The sequence below is a fragment of the Streptomyces gilvosporeus genome, assembly GCF_002082195.1.
Taxonomy (GTDB): Bacteria; Actinomycetota; Actinomycetes; order Streptomycetales; family Streptomycetaceae; genus Streptomyces; species Streptomyces gilvosporeus.
In genome coordinates, this window is the sequence record NZ_CP020569.1 from 4,812,222 (window position 1) to 4,829,658 (window position 17,437).

The 17,437-nt window shown below is 67.8% G+C and carries 14 protein-coding genes; 7 read left to right on the top strand and 7 right to left on the bottom strand.

Features of this window, described 5'->3' with window-relative positions:
• Window position 1 precedes the first annotated feature (1 nt).
• The 6 genes from yidC to B1H19_RS21450 all read left to right on the top strand — a co-directional run bounded on the left by yidC (window position 2) and on the right by B1H19_RS21450 (window position 5,935).
• Entirely contained in the window at window positions 2–1,162 is a 1,161-nt protein-coding gene (yidC, locus tag B1H19_RS21425; RefSeq protein WP_083106365.1) for a membrane protein insertase YidC, read from the top strand.
• A 14-nt stretch (window positions 1,163–1,176) separates the two neighbouring features.
• Complete coding sequence (locus B1H19_RS21430; protein WP_030064444.1) at window positions 1,177–1,683, top strand: Jag family protein; 507 nt, start codon at window positions 1,177–1,179, stop codon at window positions 1,681–1,683.
• Window positions 1,684–1,822: 139 nt separating this feature from the next.
• Window positions 1,823–2,539, top strand: coding sequence for a 16S rRNA (guanine(527)-N(7))-methyltransferase RsmG (gene rsmG / locus B1H19_RS21435; RefSeq protein ID WP_083106366.1), 717 nt, complete (start codon window positions 1,823–1,825; stop codon window positions 2,537–2,539).
• Between the two features lie 305 nt (window positions 2,540–2,844).
• Complete coding sequence (locus tag B1H19_RS21440) at window positions 2,845–3,912, top strand: AAA family ATPase (protein ID WP_083106369.1); 1,068 nt, start codon at window positions 2,845–2,847, stop codon at window positions 3,910–3,912.
• Window positions 3,909–5,009 (top strand): ParB/RepB/Spo0J family partition protein, encoded by a 1,101-nt coding sequence (locus B1H19_RS21445; RefSeq protein ID WP_083106372.1) that lies wholly within the window; start codon window positions 3,909–3,911, stop codon window positions 5,007–5,009. Before B1H19_RS21440 ends, B1H19_RS21445 begins: the two co-directional genes overlap by 4 nt.
• Before the next feature lie 308 nt (window positions 5,010–5,317).
• Window positions 5,318–5,935 carry a GNAT family N-acetyltransferase gene (locus tag B1H19_RS21450; RefSeq protein ID WP_083106374.1) on the top strand — a complete coding sequence of 206 codons (618 nt, stop codon included), beginning with the start codon at window positions 5,318–5,320 and terminating at the stop codon, window positions 5,933–5,935.
• 75 nt (window positions 5,936–6,010) lie between these two features.
• Here the strand turns inward: B1H19_RS21450 and trxA are convergent, their stop codons facing one another.
• From trxA to B1H19_RS21485, 7 genes are all read right to left on the bottom strand, one after another.
• A complete protein-coding gene (gene trxA, locus B1H19_RS21455) occupies window positions 6,011–6,343 on the bottom strand; it encodes a thioredoxin (protein ID WP_083106377.1) in 333 nt (110 codons plus the stop codon).
• A 48-nt stretch (window positions 6,344–6,391) separates the two neighbouring features.
• Window positions 6,392–7,366: a thioredoxin-disulfide reductase gene (gene trxB / locus B1H19_RS21460; protein WP_083106379.1), complete on the bottom strand. Its 975-nt coding sequence runs from the start codon at window positions 7,364–7,366 to the stop codon at window positions 6,392–6,394.
• A gap of 111 nt (window positions 7,367–7,477) precedes the next feature.
• Complete coding sequence (locus tag B1H19_RS21465) at window positions 7,478–8,428, bottom strand: anti-sigma factor family protein (RefSeq protein WP_083106381.1); 951 nt, start codon at window positions 8,426–8,428, stop codon at window positions 7,478–7,480.
• The gene (gene sigM, locus B1H19_RS21470) at window positions 8,425–9,120 is read right to left on the bottom strand and encodes an RNA polymerase sigma factor SigM (protein ID WP_083106384.1); all 696 of its coding nucleotides are present in this window, start codon (window positions 9,118–9,120) and stop codon (window positions 8,425–8,427) included. Before sigM ends, B1H19_RS21465 begins: the two co-directional genes overlap by 4 nt.
• Before the next feature lie 148 nt (window positions 9,121–9,268).
• Complete coding sequence (locus tag B1H19_RS21475; protein ID WP_083106386.1) at window positions 9,269–10,990, bottom strand: protein kinase family protein; 1,722 nt, start codon at window positions 10,988–10,990, stop codon at window positions 9,269–9,271.
• Between the two features lie 107 nt (window positions 10,991–11,097).
• The gene (gene murJ / locus B1H19_RS21480; protein ID WP_083106389.1) at window positions 11,098–13,326 is read right to left on the bottom strand and encodes a murein biosynthesis integral membrane protein MurJ; all 2,229 of its coding nucleotides are present in this window, start codon (window positions 13,324–13,326) and stop codon (window positions 11,098–11,100) included.
• 46 nt (window positions 13,327–13,372) lie between these two features.
• Window positions 13,373–15,685, bottom strand: coding sequence for a DUF6049 family protein (locus B1H19_RS21485; protein ID WP_203237195.1), 2,313 nt, complete (start codon window positions 15,683–15,685; stop codon window positions 13,373–13,375).
• Window positions 15,686–15,867: 182 nt separating this feature from the next.
• Here B1H19_RS21485 and B1H19_RS21490 point away from each other — a divergent pair, with 182 nt between their 5' ends.
• A complete protein-coding gene (locus B1H19_RS21490; RefSeq protein ID WP_083106395.1) occupies window positions 15,868–17,343 on the top strand; it encodes a CCA tRNA nucleotidyltransferase in 1,476 nt (491 codons plus the stop codon).
• The last annotated feature ends 94 nt before the right edge of the window (window positions 17,344–17,437 follow it).

Sequence of the window (17,437 nt, forward strand, 5' to 3'; positions counted from 1 at the left end):
CGTGGACACGATCCTGAATCCTCTCTATTACGCCGTTTCCTGGATCATCGTCCAGTTCCACTCGTTCTTCAGCCTGATCTTTAACCCGAACAGTGGCGCGGCGTGGGGTCTGTCCATCGTCTCGCTGGTGGTGCTGATCCGTATCTGCCTGATCCCGCTCTTCGTGAAGCAGATCAAGGCGACGCGGAACATGCAGGCGCTGCAGCCGAAGATGAAGGCGATCCAGGAGCGCTACAAGAGCGACAAGCAGCGCCAGTCCGAAGAGATGATGAAGCTCTACAAGGAGACGGGCACCAACCCGCTCTCGAGCTGTCTCCCGATTCTGGCGCAGTCGCCGTTCTTCATCTCGCTGTACCAGGTCCTCAGCCACATCGCGAACGGCAAGACGGTCGGTGTCATCGACCAGACGCTGCTGCAGAGCGCGCAGAAGGCGCACATCTTCGGTGCGCCTCTGGCAGCGAAGTTCATGGACACCGCGGCGAAGATCGAGAGCCTGGGCGCTTCGGTCACCAACGTCCGCGTCGTCACGGTCATCATGATCATCCTGATGTCGGCGTCGCAGTTCTACACGCAGCGCCAGCTGATGACGAAGAACGTCGACCTCACGGTGAAGACGCCGTTCATGCAGCAGCAGAAGATGCTGATGTACGTCTTCCCGATCATGTTCGCCGTCTTCGGTATCAACTTCCCCGTGGGTGTTCTCGTCTACTGGCTGACCACCAACGTGTGGACCATGGGCCAGCAGATGTTCGTCATCCGCCGGAACCCCACTCCGGGCAGCCGGGCCTTCAACGAGCGCCAGGAGCGGCTGCGGGCCAAGGGCAAGCTGGTCGAGGACCCCGCCGAGGTCGCTGCGAAGCAGGCTGCCGAGGAGGCGCGCCAGAACCGCCAGCAGCCCAAGCGTCAGCCCAAGGCCAAGCGTCAGCACTCCGCGCCCGCCGCCGGCGGAACCTCGCAGAACCGCACGCGGGCGGGGTCGGCGGGCGGTGCCTCGGCTGGCCAGGGTGCCGCGAAGAAGCCGTCGCTGGAGAAGAAGGCCGCGCAGGAGGACACGGAGCAGGGCGGCGCGTCCGCGAAGGGCTCCTCCGCCGCCGGGTCCCGTAACACCAAGTCCGGACAGCGCAAGGGCCAGCAGCGCCCCAAGCACCCGTCCAAGAAGTAAGAAGGAGTCCTTTCGTGACGGACACGACCCCTGGCACCAAGGGCACCGACACCCTGACCCGCCTCGAGCAGGAAGGCGAGATCGCGGCCGACTACCTCGAGGGTCTGCTGGACATCGCCGACCTCGACGGCGACATCGACATGGACGTCGAGGCCGACCGTGCCGCGGTGTCGATCATCAGCGATGCGACAAGCCGCGATCTGCAGAAGCTGGTGGGCCGTGATGGTGAGGTGCTGGAGGCGCTGCAGGAGCTGACCCGGCTGGCCGTGCACCGCGAGACCGGTGACCGCAGCCGTCTGATGCTGGACATCGCCGGCTTCCGTGCGCGCAAGCGCGAGCAGCTCACGCAGATCGGTGCGAAGGCGGCGGAGGAGGCCAAGGGCACCGGGAAGCCGGTCAAGCTCGACCCCATGACGCCGTTCGAGCGCAAGGTCGTGCACGACGCGGTGGCCGCGGCCGGGCTGCGCAGCGAGTCCGAGGGCGAGGAGCCGCAGCGCCGAGTGGTCGTCCTCCCGGCCTGACCTTTCAGCGCTTCGTTTGTGTTTGGCCCCGTCTGCTCGCAGACGGGGCCAAATGTTGTCAGCGATCTGTGCTATTCCGGGCCCTGGGACATATCCCGGGGTCCGGCAGAACAAGCAGTCCAGAGGAAGGGCGGTTCCCGTGACGGAGGCAGCAGCGGAGCTTCCTCCTGCGCCGAAGGCGGCGCAGGAGGTATTCGGTGAGCGCTTTCCGGAGGCCGTGCGGTACGGCGAACTGCTCGCCGACGCTGGGGTGACGCGAGGGCTCATCGGCCCGCGCGAGGTACCGCGGCTGTGGGAGCGGCATCTGCTGAACTGTGCGGTGCTCTCCGAGGTGGTTCCGGAGGGTGTCTCGGTCTGCGATGTGGGTTCGGGCGCCGGGCTGCCCGGGATCCCGCTGGCGCTGGTGCGCCCGGATCTGAAGATCACGCTGCTGGAGCCGCTGCTGCGCCGTACGACGTTCCTTGAGGAGGTCGTCGAGCTGCTCGGACTGGATCATGTGACGGTGGTGCGGGGTCGGGCCGAAGAGGTCATGGGCAAGATCCCGCAGGTGCATGTGGTGACGGCACGGGCCGTGGCACCGCTCGACCGGCTGGCGGGGTGGGGCGTACCGCTGCTGAGGCCCTACGGCGAGATGCTGGCGCTCAAGGGCGATGCGGCGGAGGAGGAGCTCAAGGGCGCCAGGGCCGCGCTGAGCAAGCTCGGCGTGGTGGAGACGTCGGTGGTCCATGTGGGTCAGGGCATTGTGGATCCGCCGTCGACGGTGGTGCGGGTCGAGGTGGGCGAGAGCCCCGGCGGGGTGCGCTTTGCGGCCAAGCGGGCGAAGGCCGCCCGTGCCTCGAGGAGCCGTCGCCGCTGATGCCCGCGGCGGGAGATTCCCAGGCCGGCATCGCCGCTACGGGAGTTTCCTCCATCAGTCATCAATTGCGGAGAATTCCATAAACGCCATCAAAAGAGCATAAGACGGAGTGTCGCGGCTTAATCGGGCGCGGCGCTGGCATCGTGTTTCACGTGAAACATCGTTCTCTGCTGCAAGGGATCATCGACCGTGGCCGTGCGGCCGCCGCGCCGCGTGGCCGTAAACCCACAAGGGGTACGGAAGTATCCACAGACGTGGGTTTGTCCACAGGAGAACGGACCTCACTGGTTCACGACGCCGAAAGCATGGCAGGCTCTGCTCATTGCGAGCCTGATGTCGAGGAGAGTGAATCCTTGCGGTCCGACGCCAACATCGCGGGACCGATGACCGATCCGGTCCCCGGTCCCCGTAACGAGTCGTTCGGGGACGATGTTTCACGTGAAACACCGCCCCCGATGGACGACACCCCGATCGGTCGTGCAGCTCAGCTTGCGGTGGAGGCAATCGGCCGCGCTGGAGGGCTGCCACGGCCCGAGCAGACGCGGGTCATGGTGGTCGCCAACCAGAAGGGCGGGGTCGGCAAGACCACGACCACGGTGAATCTGGCGGCTTCCCTGGCCCTCCACGGGGCACGGGTTCTGGTGATCGACCTCGATCCCCAGGGCAATGCCTCGACGGCGCTGGGGATCGACCATCACGCCGAGGTGCCGTCGATCTATGACGTGCTGGTGGACAGCAAGCCGCTGTCCGACGTGGTGCAGCCGGTGATGGATGTGGAGGGCTTGTTCTGTGCGCCTGCCACGATCGACCTGGCCGGTGCGGAGATCGAGCTGGTCTCTCTCGTAGCGCGGGAGAGCCGGCTGGACCGAGCCATCAAGGCATATGAGCAGCCGCTGGACTACATCCTTATCGACTGCCCGCCGTCGCTGGGGCTGCTGACCGTGAATGCTCTGGTCGCCGGTGCCGAGGTGCTGATCCCGATTCAGTGTGAGTACTACGCGCTGGAGGGCCTGGGACAGCTGCTGCGGAATGTCGATCTGGTGCGGGGACACCTCAATCCCAAGCTCCATGTCTCGACGATTCTGCTCACCATGTACGACGGGCGTACCCGGCTGGCGTCTCAGGTCGCCGATGAGGTGCGCAGCCACTTCGGCAGTGAGGTGCTCCGTACGAGCATCCCCCGCTCGGTGCGTATCTCCGAGGCGCCCAGCTATGGGCAGACGGTGCTCACCTATGACCCGGGGTCCAGCGGTTCACTCTCGTATCTCGAAGCGGCCAGAGAGATCGCCTTGCGCGGGGTTTCTCAGGCCGATGGTCAGGGCCTCGCGGTCAACTATGAAGGTCAGCACAGTATGTCGGAGGGGACTCAGTGAGCGAACGACGTAGAGGGCTGGGCCGTGGGCTCGGTGCGCTGATCCCCGCGGCACCGCAGAGCACGGACAACGCCGCGCCTGTGGTGGGACGGGGGGCGACGTCACCGTCGGCCGTACCGGTACTGACGCCGGATCGGGGAGTGGCGGCCGCCAAGGTTGCCGCGCTTCCGACGAACAATGTTTCACGTGAAACACAGGCACCGGCCGAGCCGGAGACGGTGCCTCAGGGCGTATCGGAGGTCGCGGGCGCGTACTTCGCCGAGGTGCCGCTGGATGCGATCACGCCGAACCCGCGCCAGCCGCGAAAGGTGTTCAACGACGAGGAGCTCGCCGAGCTGGTCATCTCCATCAAGGAGGTGGGTCTGCTTCAGCCGGTGGTGGTCCGGCAGACCGAGCCGGAGCGCTATGAGCTCATCATGGGTGAGCGCCGCTGGCGGGCGTGCCGCGAGGTGGGGCTGGAGAAGGTTCCTGCCATCGTCCGCGCCACGGAAGACGGCAAGATGCTGCTCGATGCGCTTCTGGAGAATCTGCATCGGGCGCAGCTCAATCCGCTGGAGGAGGCGGCCGCCTACGACCAGCTGCTCAAGGACTTCTCCTGCACCCATGACGAGCTGGCGGATCGGATCGGCCGGTCGCGGTCGCAGGTCACCAACACCCTGCGGCTGCTGAAGCTGGCGCCGGCGGTTCAGAGCCGGCTTGCGGCGGGCGTCCTCTCCGCGGGGCATGCACGCGCCCTGCTCACCGTGGAGGACCACGAGGAGCAGGAGCATCTCGCCAGCCGCACGGTGCGAGAGGGGCTGTCGGTGCGCAGCCTCGAGGAGATCGTGAAGCTGCTGGCGGCGGACCCGAAGAGCGCGGCCAAGACCAAGAAGCCGCGTGCGGGTACCCGTGTGTCTCCTGCGCTCACCGGTCTTGCCACCCGGCTGTCCGACCGATTCGAAACGCGGGTGAAGGTCGACCTCGGCCAGAAGAAGGGAAAGATCGTCGTCGAGTTCGCCTCGATAGACGATCTGGAGCGCATTCTCGGCACGCTGGCTCCCGATGAGGGACCGGTGCTGGGCACGTCGCTCGCAGAGGAGAACGACGACGAGGAATGAGCTGACGGGTTTCGGCTCCCGGGCGGGCCGTGTTCCGGAGTCCATACCGGAACACGGCCCGCCCTTTGCGCTCCGTCGGTACCCGTGCCCGTAAAGGGTGGATACGATGCGATCGGGTATGGCACGCATCCACATGGAGAGACCTCACAACGAGGAGAGGCCATGCGATCAGTGAGCCGCACCGGACTGTTGGCGGCGGGGTTCGGCCTTGCTGCCGTCGGAGGGTTCGTCGGCGGTCTGCTCAGGGAGCAGGCGGCGCTGACGGCACTGCGCGGTGCGGCAGGCGAGGGAAGTGAGGACCTGGCTTCATGGGCCGTCGGCTCGTACCGCTCACGCTCGACAACCTTCCGGATCTCCCCAAGCGCTGCCGCTCCTGTGTCTTCTGGGAGCTCGACCCCGTCAGCGGCGAAGCCGCAGTAAAGGCGGGCCGTCCCGAGCTGGAGAAGGAAGCCTGGATCTCGGCGGTTCTTCTGGAGTGGGGGTCCTGCGGGCGGGTGGTCTATGTCGACGACGTCCCTGTCGGCTTCGTGATGTACGCCCCGCCGGCCTATGTGCCCCGGTCCATGGCCTTTCCCACCAGTCCGGTGTCGGCGGATGCGGTGCAGTTGCTCACGGCATGGCTGACGCCCGGTTATCAAGGGCAGGGGCTGGGCCGGGTGATGGTGCAGACGGTCGCCAAGGACCTCATCCAGCGTGGGTTCAAGGCCATCGAAGCCTTCGGTGATGCCCACTGGACCGAGCCGGCCTGTGTGCTGCCCGCCGACCATCTCCTCGCGGTGGGCTTCAAGACCGTGCGCCCCCATCCGCGTTATCCGCGGCTGCGTCTTGAGCTGCGGGCCACCATCTCGTGGAAGGAAGACGTAGAGCTTGCCCTCGACCGTTTGCTGGGAGCCGTACAGAAGGAACCTGCGTTGAGGCCGTTGTAGTACGCGGCGGAAAAGACATTGGGCCCGTCCCCCGGAGGGGGCGGGCCCAATGTTTCACGTGAAACGTTGACGTGATTACTTGGCGACGAGGAAGTCCGCCAGATCCTTCTCGATCCCGGCCTTCGGCTTGGCGCCGACGATGGTCTTCACGACCTCGCCGTTCTGGTAGACGTTCATGGTCGGGATGGACATGACGCCGTACTTGGCGGTGGTCGCCGGGTTCTCATCGGTGTTCAGCTTGGCGATGACGATCTCGTCGTGCTCGGCGGCAATGGCCTCCAAGGACGGAGCGATCTGGCGGCACGGGCCGCACCAGGTGGCCCAGAAGTCCACGAGTACGGGCTTGTCGCTCTTGAGGACGACCTCTTCGAAGTTGTCGTCCGTCACGGTCACCGTGGCGCCGGCCATGGCAATCTCCTTATTGGGTGGGTGGTGAAAAGCTGGGGGTGGTGAGGGTCAGGCGGAGGCGGTCTTGTCCGGCTCGGCCGTGGCCTCTCCGTCCGTCAGTGCCGCGAGGAACCGCTCGGCGTCGAGGGCGGCAGCACACCCCGTGCCGGCCGCGGTGATCGCCTGGCGGTAGGTGTGGTCGACGACGTCACCGGCGGCGAAGACGCCCGCCAGGTTCGTCCGGGTGCTGGGCGCCTCGACCTTGAGGTAGCCCTCGTCGTCCAGGTTCAGCTGGCCCTTGAAGAGCTCGGTCCGCGGGTCGTGGCCGATCGCGATGAACAGACCGGTCACCGGAAGCTCGGAGGTCTCGCCGGACTTCACGTTGCGCAGCGTCAGGCCGGTGAGCTTGTTCTCACCGTGGACCTCGGCGACCTCGCTGTCCCACACAAACTTGATCTTCGGGTCGGCGAAGGCACGATCCTGCATCGCCTTGCTGGCGCGCAGGACGTCGCGGCGGTGGACGACGGTGACGGAGTTGGCGAAGCGGGAGAGGAAGGTGGCCTCTTCCATCGCGGTGTCGCCGCCGCCGATGACGGCGATGTCCTGGCCCTTGAAGAAGAACCCGTCGCAGGTCGCGCACCACGAGACGCCACGGCCGGACAGCTCGTCCTCACGGGGCAGCCCGAGCTTGCGGTGCTGGGAGCCGGTGGCGACGATGACGGCCTTCGCCCGGTGCACGTTCCCGGCGGTGTCGGTGACGGTCTTGATCTCCTCGGAGAGGTCGACAGCGACGATGTCGTCCGGCACGAGCTCGGCACCGAAACGCTCGGCCTGGGCGCGCATGTTGTCCATGAGGTCCGGCCCCATGATGCCCTCGCGGAAACCGGGGAAGTTCTCCACGTCGGTGGTGTTCATCAGCGCGCCGCCGGCGGTGACGGCACCTTCGAAGATCAGCGGCTTCAGGGACGCGCGGGCGGTGTAGAGCGCTGCGGTGTAGCCCGCGGGCCCGGAGCCGATGATGATCACGTTGCGGACGTCGCTCACGGGTGTCTTCCTTGTCTCTGCCGACTGCTTGCTGGGGCTGGGACTCTCATCCCACCCAACGGATCCTACGGGGCGTGCATTCCCGGGGTGTCGCAGAGCACGTTCCGTTGTTCAGTCTCGCTGGTACGAGTGGGTCAGCAGGACCTTGCCGGGGACCGGCGGGGTGGCCGAGGCACACGAGGACGACACCACATAGGCGGAGACGCGTGACGGGTCGGACGGATGCGGCAGCACCACAAGATAGGCGTCCTTGCCGTTGTAGGTGTTGTGGCTGGAGGCGAGCGGCATGTCCGTACGGCCGATGCCTTTGCGCACACACGAGGGGACGGTGTTGGCATTCCCGCGTAGCGGTGTCTCGGGAGAGCTGCGGGTGCCGACCTCCGGGGATTTGTGCGGGTGCCGTGCCGCAAGCAGGCTGCGGACATGCGCTCCGAGGGATGCGGAGGTCAGGGCCGCGCCGCCGGAACCCTGCTCGGGGGACGAGCTCGCGTGCTCCCGCAAGGTGTTCGGAGTGCCGTCTGTGGCGGCGTTCTGAAGGAGGAGACCGCCCATGCCGAGGGCTGCCGCGGCCGCCGTGCCAAGCAGGATCCGGGGCCAGCGCCGTGCCCGCGAGGGCCGGCTGCCCGGCGTCTGCCGGCCGGGTCCGGAGGGGTGCCGGGGGCGTCCCGCCGGTCGGTCCGAGAGCGGGCCGCGTGTGGGCGATTCCACATCGGTTTCAGGTGAAACCGAGGCGGCGGCGGTCGATGTTTCACGTGAAACATCGACGGATGTTTCACGTGAAACAAGAGTCCCCGTGGCGGGCGTGGTGGAGTCCAGCAGCGCTTCGGCTGCGAGGGCGGCATCGATGCGGCCGGCGACATCGGCGGGCATCCTCGCTGGACCGGGGAGCGTGCCGAGCAGCCCGCGGATCTCCTCCAGGGACGCATGGACGTCTGCGCACAGTGGACAGCCGACGAGATGGTCGCGGAGTTCCGTGGTGCGGGACGGGGACAGAAGTCCGTCCGTGAGGTCGGAGATCTCGGAGACCTCTGGGTGCTCACCAGAGCCGGTCGTCGAGGTCACGCCCGCCCACCTCCGCCCTTCACCGCACCTGTGTCGTTCGGTCCTGTCGTCGGTGGGACGGATGTCCCCTGCGCCCGGTTCCTTCCCCCGCTCGCGGGTCGGCTATCCCCGTCATCGCCGCGCAGATGGGTGACCAAGGGGAGAAGCCGAGCCCGGCCCCGTGCGCAGCGGCTCTTCACCGTCCCCGTCGGGATCCCGAGGATCGCGGCTGCTTCGGCGACCGGATAGCCCTGCATATCGACGAGAACAAGTGCGGCGCGTTGTTCAGCGGGAAGCGTGCGCAGCGCGCCGAGCAACTGCCGGTACAGATCCTGCCGCTCGGCGGGGACGGCAGCGGATTCCTGGGGTTCGAGGAGCTGTTCCAGTCGCTCGGTCTCGGCCACAGGCGAGGTGCGCCGGGAGGCGGCCTTGCGGGCCCGGTCCAGGCAGGCGTTCACCGTGATGCGGTGCAGCCATGTCGTGACGGCGGACTGTCCCCGGAAGGTGTGGGCCGCGCGATATGCGGAGACCAGGGCGTCCTGGACGGCGTCGGCGGCCTCTTCGCGATCGCCGAGAGTGCGCAATGCCACGGCCCAGAGCCGGTCGCGGTGCCGTCGGACGATCTCCGTGAACGCGTCGGGGTCGCCCTTCACATGCAGGGCGAGGAGATCGGCGTCGGTTGGTGTCGAAGCCTCGTCGCTGTCGGTGGACACGGGCCCCCCGGCCGTAGCTGCCTGATCTCGGACCCCATTGAAGCCCGCCAGGTCAGGAAAGTAAATGCCGATGAATTCGGGGTCCCGGCCGTTCCATCCGGCCGGGACCCCGCGCAGTTTTTGGACAGCCGATAGGCATGCCGGCTGCTCAGCTCGTGAAGGAAACCTCCGTCACGGCCTGCTTGTAGCCCGGATCGCTGTACTCGTCCCGAGGCGAGTACGGCATCGCCGTGATCCACACCAGGACATAGCGCGCTTTCGCCGGCTTCTTGAGCTTGATCTCCGCCGTCGTCTGCGACGTCTGTGTCGTGCCGAGCTTCTGCATGGAGCTCAGAGGCTCCGACGGCGACAGCGAGTTGGCCGCGTACAACGTCACGGTGGTGTGAGGGCCACCGTAGTGCAGACCGATCGACGCGCTGCTTATGCCTTGCTTCGAGCCGAGGTCGTAGACGAGTCCGACGCCCGGCTTGAAGGCCGGATTCAGATCCGGGCCGTCCTTGAAGCTCTTGCTGCGCCAGTAGGTGTTGGGGTCTCCGTCGTGAGTAGCCGGGACCTGGTCGACGTGCTGCGGTTTGCCGTCCGGGTAGTACTCTCCGGCGTCTTGGATCTTGATCGGTTTGCTGACCGGCTTTTTGTCCTTGCTGCCGGTCGTCTGCGAGCTGCCCGGCTCCTCCTTGTCGCCCTCCAGCTTGAGGAGGGTGTCCGCCAGCTGCCAGCTGCCCAGTCCCAGTGCCGCGATGAGCAGTGCGGAGACGGACCACTTCAGCGCCTTGCCGGTACGGCTCTGCAGTGGGGGCGGCGGGGCGGGAATGGCCTGCGTCGGGCGTCCGGACTGACCGTTGTGGGCCGGTGACTGACGGTAGGTACCCTGCTGGTATCCCGTGCGCTGGTAGGGCGGAGGCGTGTTGAAGGCCGTCTCCGGCGGTCGGATGCGAGGCATTGCCGCAACGGCCTTGGCCAGCTCCTCCGGCGTGGTGCAGGGCTGTTCCTGGCGGGAAGCCGTGGCGCCGTCGTTGACGAGCGCGCGCATGGCGAGCTCGGACAGGCCGCGATGGACGCCCGCACGCACCTGATCGGGCGGGATCAGCCCGACGCCCTTGGGAAGGCCGGTGAGGCCGTAGGCGTCGTTCTCGTAGGGCCACCGCTGGGTCAGGGCGGCATACAGCAGTGCGCCGATTGCCTCCGTGTCCGTGCGCTGGGGGTGGTCGCAGGTGATGCCGCGCAGTGCGGCCATGACGGCCAGGCCGCGGATGCGGTACTGGCCGGACTCCGTACGCAGCACCGAACCGGGAGTGATCCGCAGATGTGCCAGACCTTCGCGGTGCGCGGCGGCCATGGCCTGGGAGACCTGGCTGACGAGCTGGTAGGCGTCGTGCGCTTCGAGCGGGCCGTTCGCGAGGACGGTCGTGAGCTCGGTGGCGTCCGGCAGCCATTCGTGGACGACGTAGACGACGTCGTTCTCTTCCACGGCATCGAGGACCTGGACGAACCGGGGGTCGCCGAGGAGCGCAGAGGAGCGGGCCGCGGACAGCACCGGACGGGCCCGGGGATGGTCGGCGGGCAGGATGTGCACACCGACCGCTCTGCGCAGTTTTTCGTCGACCGCACGCCAGCTGCTGAATCCGTCCAGACGGGTGACGCACTCCTCGAGGCGGTAACGTCTGGCGAGCTTGTGGCCACTGTGCAGCTCCGGTGGCTGGGCCTCGGCAGCCGCGACACCGATCTCGTCGGTGCGGGTGGTGTCCTTTTCCCCGCCGGATACCTTTTCGGCCTCCGCTCCGTCGTCCGTGGCCTGACCCGCCTTGCCGGTCAGCGGCTCCTCGCCGCTCGTGTCGGCCACGTCGACGGCAGCCGTGCTCCGTTCCGCCACCGTCGTTCCTGCCTCCCCATCCGTTGCAGGCTCAATGAGCCACGACAATTGTGCCCACAGTCCGCCACTATGCACGACACACGGTGGCGGTCGATGGTTGTGCCCGGTCAGCGCCCGAGCTTGGCGCGGACCATTCCGACCAGGGCATTCAGCTCCTGGATCCGCATCTTGCGGGCGGCCGCGTAGAAGACCGCCAGAAGTGCGGCGCTGCCGCCGACAAGGGCGGCGAGCGAGCCGGTGACCCCGCTGCCCAATGCCTGCATGATGCCGTAGACCATGGCCCCGGAGACCACCGTCGCCGGGACGCTGGCACCGGCCAGCCGCGCGTAGGTGCGCACGACATGGGCGGTGTCGAGGTCGCCGCCCATCCGCTTGCTCAGGCGGCGCCAGGCCACACCGACGCCGATGATGTACGCCAGGCCGTAGGAGGCCGCCATGCCGATCACCGCCCAGCGCGCGGGGAGGATCAGGAAGCAGAGGGCGGAGGCGACGGCGTTGACCGCGGCGACGATCACCGTGTTGTAGAAGGGGGTGCGGGTGTCCTCGTACGCGTAGAAGGCGCGCAGGACGACGTACTGCACCGAGAACGGGATCAGGCCGACACCGAAGGCCATCAGCATGTAGCCCATCGGAATCCCGGCTCCGGACGAACCGTAGACCAGCGTGCACAGCGGGACGCCGAGGGAGAGGAAGCCGAACGCGATCGGGACAATGGCGACGGCGGAGGTACGCAGGCCCTGGGACATGTCGTCGCGGACGGCGGCGGTGTCACCGTCATGTGCGGAGCGGGCCAGGCGCGGCAGCAGCGCTGCCATGACGGAGACGGTGATGATCGCCTGCGGCATGTTCCAGATCAGCTGGGCGCTGGCGTAGGAGATGAAGCCGTTGCCGGGGTGGCCCTGCTGGGCGGCGGTGTTGCCGGCCCAGGTGGAGAGCTGGGTGACGACGAGGACCCCCGCCTGATTGGCGAGGACGAACAGCACCGTCCACTTGGCCAGCTTGGCGGCCTTGCCCAGACCGTGGCCGCGCCAGTCGAAGCGCAGCCGGAGCTTGAAGTCGGCGTCACGCAGATACGGGATCATCGCCAGGGCCTGGACGACGAGCCCGAGAAGGGTGCCGATACCCAGCAGCCGGATGCCTTCGGAGGGGATGGTCGTCACGCCGATGTGGGACGTCTTGGCCGAACCGTAGACCCAGATGAACAGGCCGAAGGTGGCGATCATGACGATGTTGTTGAGGACCGGCGTCCACATCATCGCGCCGAAGCGGCCGCGGGCGTTGAGGATCTGCCCCATGACGACGTGCAGACCCATGAAGAAGATCGTCGGCAGGCAGTAGCGGGTGAAGGCGACCGCCACCTCGTTGGCGGCCGGATCCCGGGAGATGTCGAGGGAGACCAGCTTCACCAGCAGCGGCGCGGCGACCACGGCCAGCACGGTCAGCGCCCCGAGCAGGACCATCACGAGCGTGAGGAGGCGGTTGGCGTACGCCTCGCCGCCGTCGTCGTCCTCCTTCATCGAGCGGACCAGCTGCGGGACGAAGACGGAGTTCAGGCCGCCACCGATGGTGAGGATGTAGATCATCGTGGGCAGCTGGTAGGCCACCTGCCAGGAGTCGCCGAGGACAGCGCCGCCGAGCGCCGCGACGATCAGTGCCGAGCGGATGAATCCGGTGAGCCGGGAGACCATCGTGCCTGCGGCCATCACGGCGCTGGACTTCAGCAGTCCCGAGGCCTTGCCGCCGGACTGCTTGCCGGCCGCCTCAGGGGCGGGCTCCGGCGCCGTCGCGGGCTGCTGCGGTACGGGCTCCGGACCCGGTGCTGGCACCCCCCCGACCGCGGCGGGCGCGGCCGGAGCCGCTGTGGGGCGCTGGTGCTCGTACGGCTGCTGGTCCCGGAAGAGATGCGCAAAGGCATCGGACTCCGGACGCTCGTCGGAGGCCTGGGTGATCAGATCGTCGACGCCCACGAACTGCGCCGTAGCGGTGTCGTCGTACGGCAGCTCGCCGGTGCGGGCCTCCTGCGCGGACGGCGGAGGCGAGGCCCAGAACTGCGGATCGGGGGTGTGCTGGGTGCCGGGCTGCTGAGGGTAGAGCGGTTGCGTGGCGTCGCCCGGAGGCGGCGGGGGGTACACGGCGCGGTCGTACGGCGCCTCCGCGGCCGGACCAGGCGCCGTCGGGCGCTGCGTGTGGGGCCGGTCGTTGCCATAGACGTCCCGGACATGAGGGTCCTGGGCGTAGGGGCCGGGAGCCGCGGGCACCTGGGGCGGCGCAGGGACCGGCCCAGCGGGGTCGCCATGGGCGTCCCGGCTGCGGTCACCGTCGTACGGCGCGTTCATCGCTGCCCCATCTCATCCGTCGCGGGCCATCCGGCCCCGCCATCTATCAACGGTCCACTTTCTCACCTGAGCCGGACTGGTCGGTGTTTCCCGAACCGGTGTCCGGCGCGGGGTCACTCGGCTGCTCGGGCTCGTTGCCGTCCGTACCGCCGGTGTCGCCGTCCGTGCCTTCCTCGCCGTCCGGACCCTCGCCGTCGGGCCCCTCCTCGGCGGGCGCCCCGGCCATCCGCTTGCGCTGAAGGTAGATCCGCACGCCTGCGAGGACCAGCAGCAGCACACCGCCGGCGATGACGAGCATCACCGTCGCGGTGATCTCGGTGACGTTCACTTGGAACGTCATCGGCTCACCGTAGGGCTTTCCGTCCGCCGTGTAGAGCTGGGCGGTCACCCAGGCACGACCATTGGCATTCGCCGTGGTGTCGAACTTGAACGACTGGCTGTGCCCACCATCCACCTTGATCTGCTGTGACGCCCCCACGTCCAGCCGGTTGGGCTGGGACGAAGTGAGCCTGAGCGTCATGCCCTCGACGCCCTGGATCAGGTTGTTCTGCACCGTCACCGGGATCGTCGCGCTGCGCCCGGAAAGTGTCGCATCCGACTTCTGGATCAGATGGACCTTCTTGGTCAGGCTGTCGAGATAGCTGCGGACGGAGTTGCTGAAGGCCCTGGCGCCGGTGGCGTCGCCCCGCCACTCGGTCGACGTCTCCCGCATCAGCGCGGTGCTGAAGGCGGGCACCACACGCTCCGGCTGGGCCAGGATCACCTGGTAGTCGTCGAGCGCGGCCTGGGTTTCCTGCACTTTGCGGAAGGCTTCGGTGGGGAGTTCTTCCCTGCGCAGCGAGCCGGGGTAGGCGCCGGTGCTCGGTACGACGCGGGTTGCCGCGGGGTCGGGCTTGGCGTCGGCGGCGTCGCCGAGGTCCAGCGGCTGCGTCCAGCGTCCCGAGTCCTCCAGATCCCGGAGCGCGGTGGCCATGGCGTGCGCCTGGGCTGCCGAGGGCGTGCGCTGCGGGGCGACGACGATGCTGCGCTGCCGGTCCGGGGCCTGGAGGTTGATCATCTGGGTCTGGGCGAGAAACTGCTGGACCGCCCGGGAGGCGTTGTCCGCCTTCGACATATCGCCTTCGAACGCCCGGGAGAGCCGTGCGTCCGCGACGACAGCGGTGTTGCCGCCGCCGATGGGCCGGGCCGCCGTCGGGGTGTAGGGCAGCCCTCCGGTCTCGCGCAGGCTGTCGCTGCGGGTGATGACGTTGTGCGCCCCGGCCGAGGTGGCGACATCGACGATGGAGGAGTCGATGGCACCGTCGACGGGCCAGGCGAAGTCCGTACGCGGGGTGACGCCCAGCACCGTGTCCACGGTCTTGGCGGCGAGGTCGGTGGCCGGACCGAGGTGGCTCAGTGCGCTGGGGACGCTCTTGCCGTGGTGGGCGAGAGAGGCGAGGTCGGGGTCGGCGAACGGCAGCGCGACGACCTCATGGGTGCTCGCCGCCTTTTGCAGATCGTTCAGCCACTGCTTGGCGACGGCCTGGTTCTCGCCCGAGGGGCCGTCCGGGCCGCCGACCTTGTACGTCCTGGTCATTGCGTCGACGCTGGCGAGCAGGTCGGGATCGATGACGAAAGTCACCGGCAGGTTCTTGGCGAGCGCCACCATCTGCTGCAGCCGGCCGCCGGGCGCGAGTTCCGCGGCGAGGCGGTCATTGCGGAAGACCGGTGTCTGCGCGGCGTCCGTCTCGGCGGTGAGCTGGGTGGACGAGATCAGCGGCCACAGGTAGGTGAGCTGCGTTTTCTTGCTGGCGTCTCCGTCCTGCCACGGCAGGAAGGTGCGGTCGATGCCCAGGACCCGGTCGTACGGCGCGGCCTGGGTGCGCCCTGACACCGAGACACCGATCTGATACACACCGTCATCGCCCAGGTCGAGGTCCTTCACCGGCACACTGAGCGAGAAGGGACGGCTGGCCCCGGGATCCAGCCTGTCGACCTTCTCCTTGTGGCCCTTGACCTCCGGTCCGTCGACCCCCGGCACATATCCGCCGCGCTGGGACGCGGCGTCGAGGGAGCTGCGGCCGCTGAGAGATGAGCCACGGTGCAGACCGACATGCGCCTCGGTGACCGTGCTGCTGCCGTCGTTGGTCAGCGTTCCGGAGACCGTGACGGTGTCCGTCTTTGTGGGAGCGGACGGCGTCATCGACTCGATGGTGACGTCGACCGCACGGGAGCCCGACGGATCGGCTTGGGCGGAGGGGGCCTGAGGCGCCAGGAGCAGCCCCGCGAGCAGGGGTGTTCCGGTGACCAGTGCCACGGTCCTGCGCAGCCATCGGCCGCGCGGCCGTTCAGTCCCCTGGAACCCTGCCGCCTCGGCCACGCGCTCGCCCGTCCCTCGTCGTCGTCAGTGGTCGTCGGAATGTGCGTCCACGAATGGTAACGAGGCCCGCTGTGTCGTAGTGCCGGGGAGTGCTCCACATGATCGCCGGGGTAACGGCCTGACATCGCGTCCCCTTATTAAGGTGACGCTTCCTCCAGCGCAGCCACGTACCCTGTTCTGTTGTGCCGAACGCCAACAATGACTTCCCCGCCCCGCCGGCCGAGCAGACGCCGCAGTCGACGAACGCGCTGAACCACGTCCAGCGCCGTGCCGTGAGCGAGCTGCTGCGGGTCTCCCCCGTTGCGGACGACCTGGCCCGCCGATTCCAGGAGGCCGGGTTCACCCTCGCCCTGGTGGGCGGTTCGGTGCGGGATGCGCTGCTCGGCAGGCTCGGTAACGATCTGGACTTCACCACCGATGCCCGCCCCGAGGACGTCTTGAAGATCGTCCGGCCGTGGGCGGACGCGCTGTGGGAGGTCGGGATCGCCTTCGGCACGGTGGGCTGCAAGAAGAGCTCGTTCGACATCGAGATCACCACCTACCGCTCTGAGGCGTACGACCGCACCTCGCGCAAGCCCGAGGTGTCCTACGGCGAGTCGATCGAGGATGACCTGGTCCGCCGCGATTTCACGGTGAACGCCATGGCAGTGCTCCTGCCGGAGAAGGAGTTCGTCGACCCGCACAACGGGCTGGGGGACCTGGCGGCACGTGTGCTGAGGACGCCGGGGACGCCGGAGGAGTCGTTCTCCGACGATCCCCTGCGGATGATGCGCGCGGCGCGCTTCGCCGCTCAGCTGGACTTCGAGGTCGCCCCCGAGGTGGTGGCCGCCATGAAGGCGATGTCGGAGCGGATCGACATTGTCTCCGCGGAGCGCGTACGGGACGAGCTGAACAAGCTGATCCTTGGCGCGTACCCGCGCAAGGGGCTGCGGCTGCTCGTCGATTCGGGGCTGGCGGACCGGGTGCTGCCCGAGCTGCCCGCGCTGCAGCTGGAGAGTGACGAGCATCACCGTCACAAGGACGTCTATGAGCACTCGCTGACCGTCCTGGAGCAGGCCATCGACCTTGAGGAAGACGGCCCGGATCTGGTGCTGCGGCTGGCGGCCCTGCTGCACGACATCGGCAAGCCCAAGACACGGCGTTTCGAGTCGGACGGCCGGGTCTCTTTCCACCACCACGAGGTGGTGGGGGCAAAGATGACCAAGAAGCGCATGACGGCGCTGAAGTATTCCAACGACATGATCAAGGACGTTTCGCGTCTGGTGGAGCTGCATCTGCGCTTCCACGGATACGGGACGGGCGAGTGGACGGACTCGGCTGTGCGCCGCTACGTACGGGACGCCGGTCCGCAGCTGAAGCGGCTGCACAAGCTGACGCGGTCGGACTGCACCACTCGTAACAAGCGCAAGGCCAACGCCCTGTCGCGGGCGTACGACGGACTGGAGGAGCGCATCGCGCGGCTCCAGGAGCAGGAAGAGTTGGAGGCGATCCGTCCGGACCTGGACGGCAACGAGATCATGCAGATCCTGGGGATCGCTCCCGGGCCGGAGGTCGGCAAGGCCTACAAGCAGATGCTGGAGCTGAGGCTGGAGCGCGGACCCATGGACCGTGAGGCGGCGGTTGCCGCTCTGAAGGAGTGGTGGGCCGCTCAGAGCTGATGTTTCACGTGAAACATCAGCGGAGACGCCAATGTTTCACGTGAAACATGGGGCGATGTTTCACGTGAAACATCGCCCCATGCGTCACCGGGAG

Bases quoted from the DNA above. Each gene is read 5' to 3' on its own strand.
- B1H19_RS21440 (WP_083106369.1), top strand. From the start codon at position 2,845: ATGGCAGGCTCTGCTCATTGCGAGCCTGATGTCGAGGAGAGTGAATCC.
- B1H19_RS21450 (WP_083106374.1), top strand. From the start codon at position 5,318: ATGGGCCGTCGGCTCGTACCGCTCACGCTCGACAACCTTCCGGATCTC.
- trxA (WP_083106377.1), bottom strand. From the start codon at position 6,343: ATGGCCGGCGCCACGGTGACCGTGACGGACGACAACTTCGAAGAGGTC.
- murJ (WP_083106389.1), bottom strand. From the start codon at position 13,326: ATGAACGCGCCGTACGACGGTGACCGCAGCCGGGACGCCCATGGCGAC.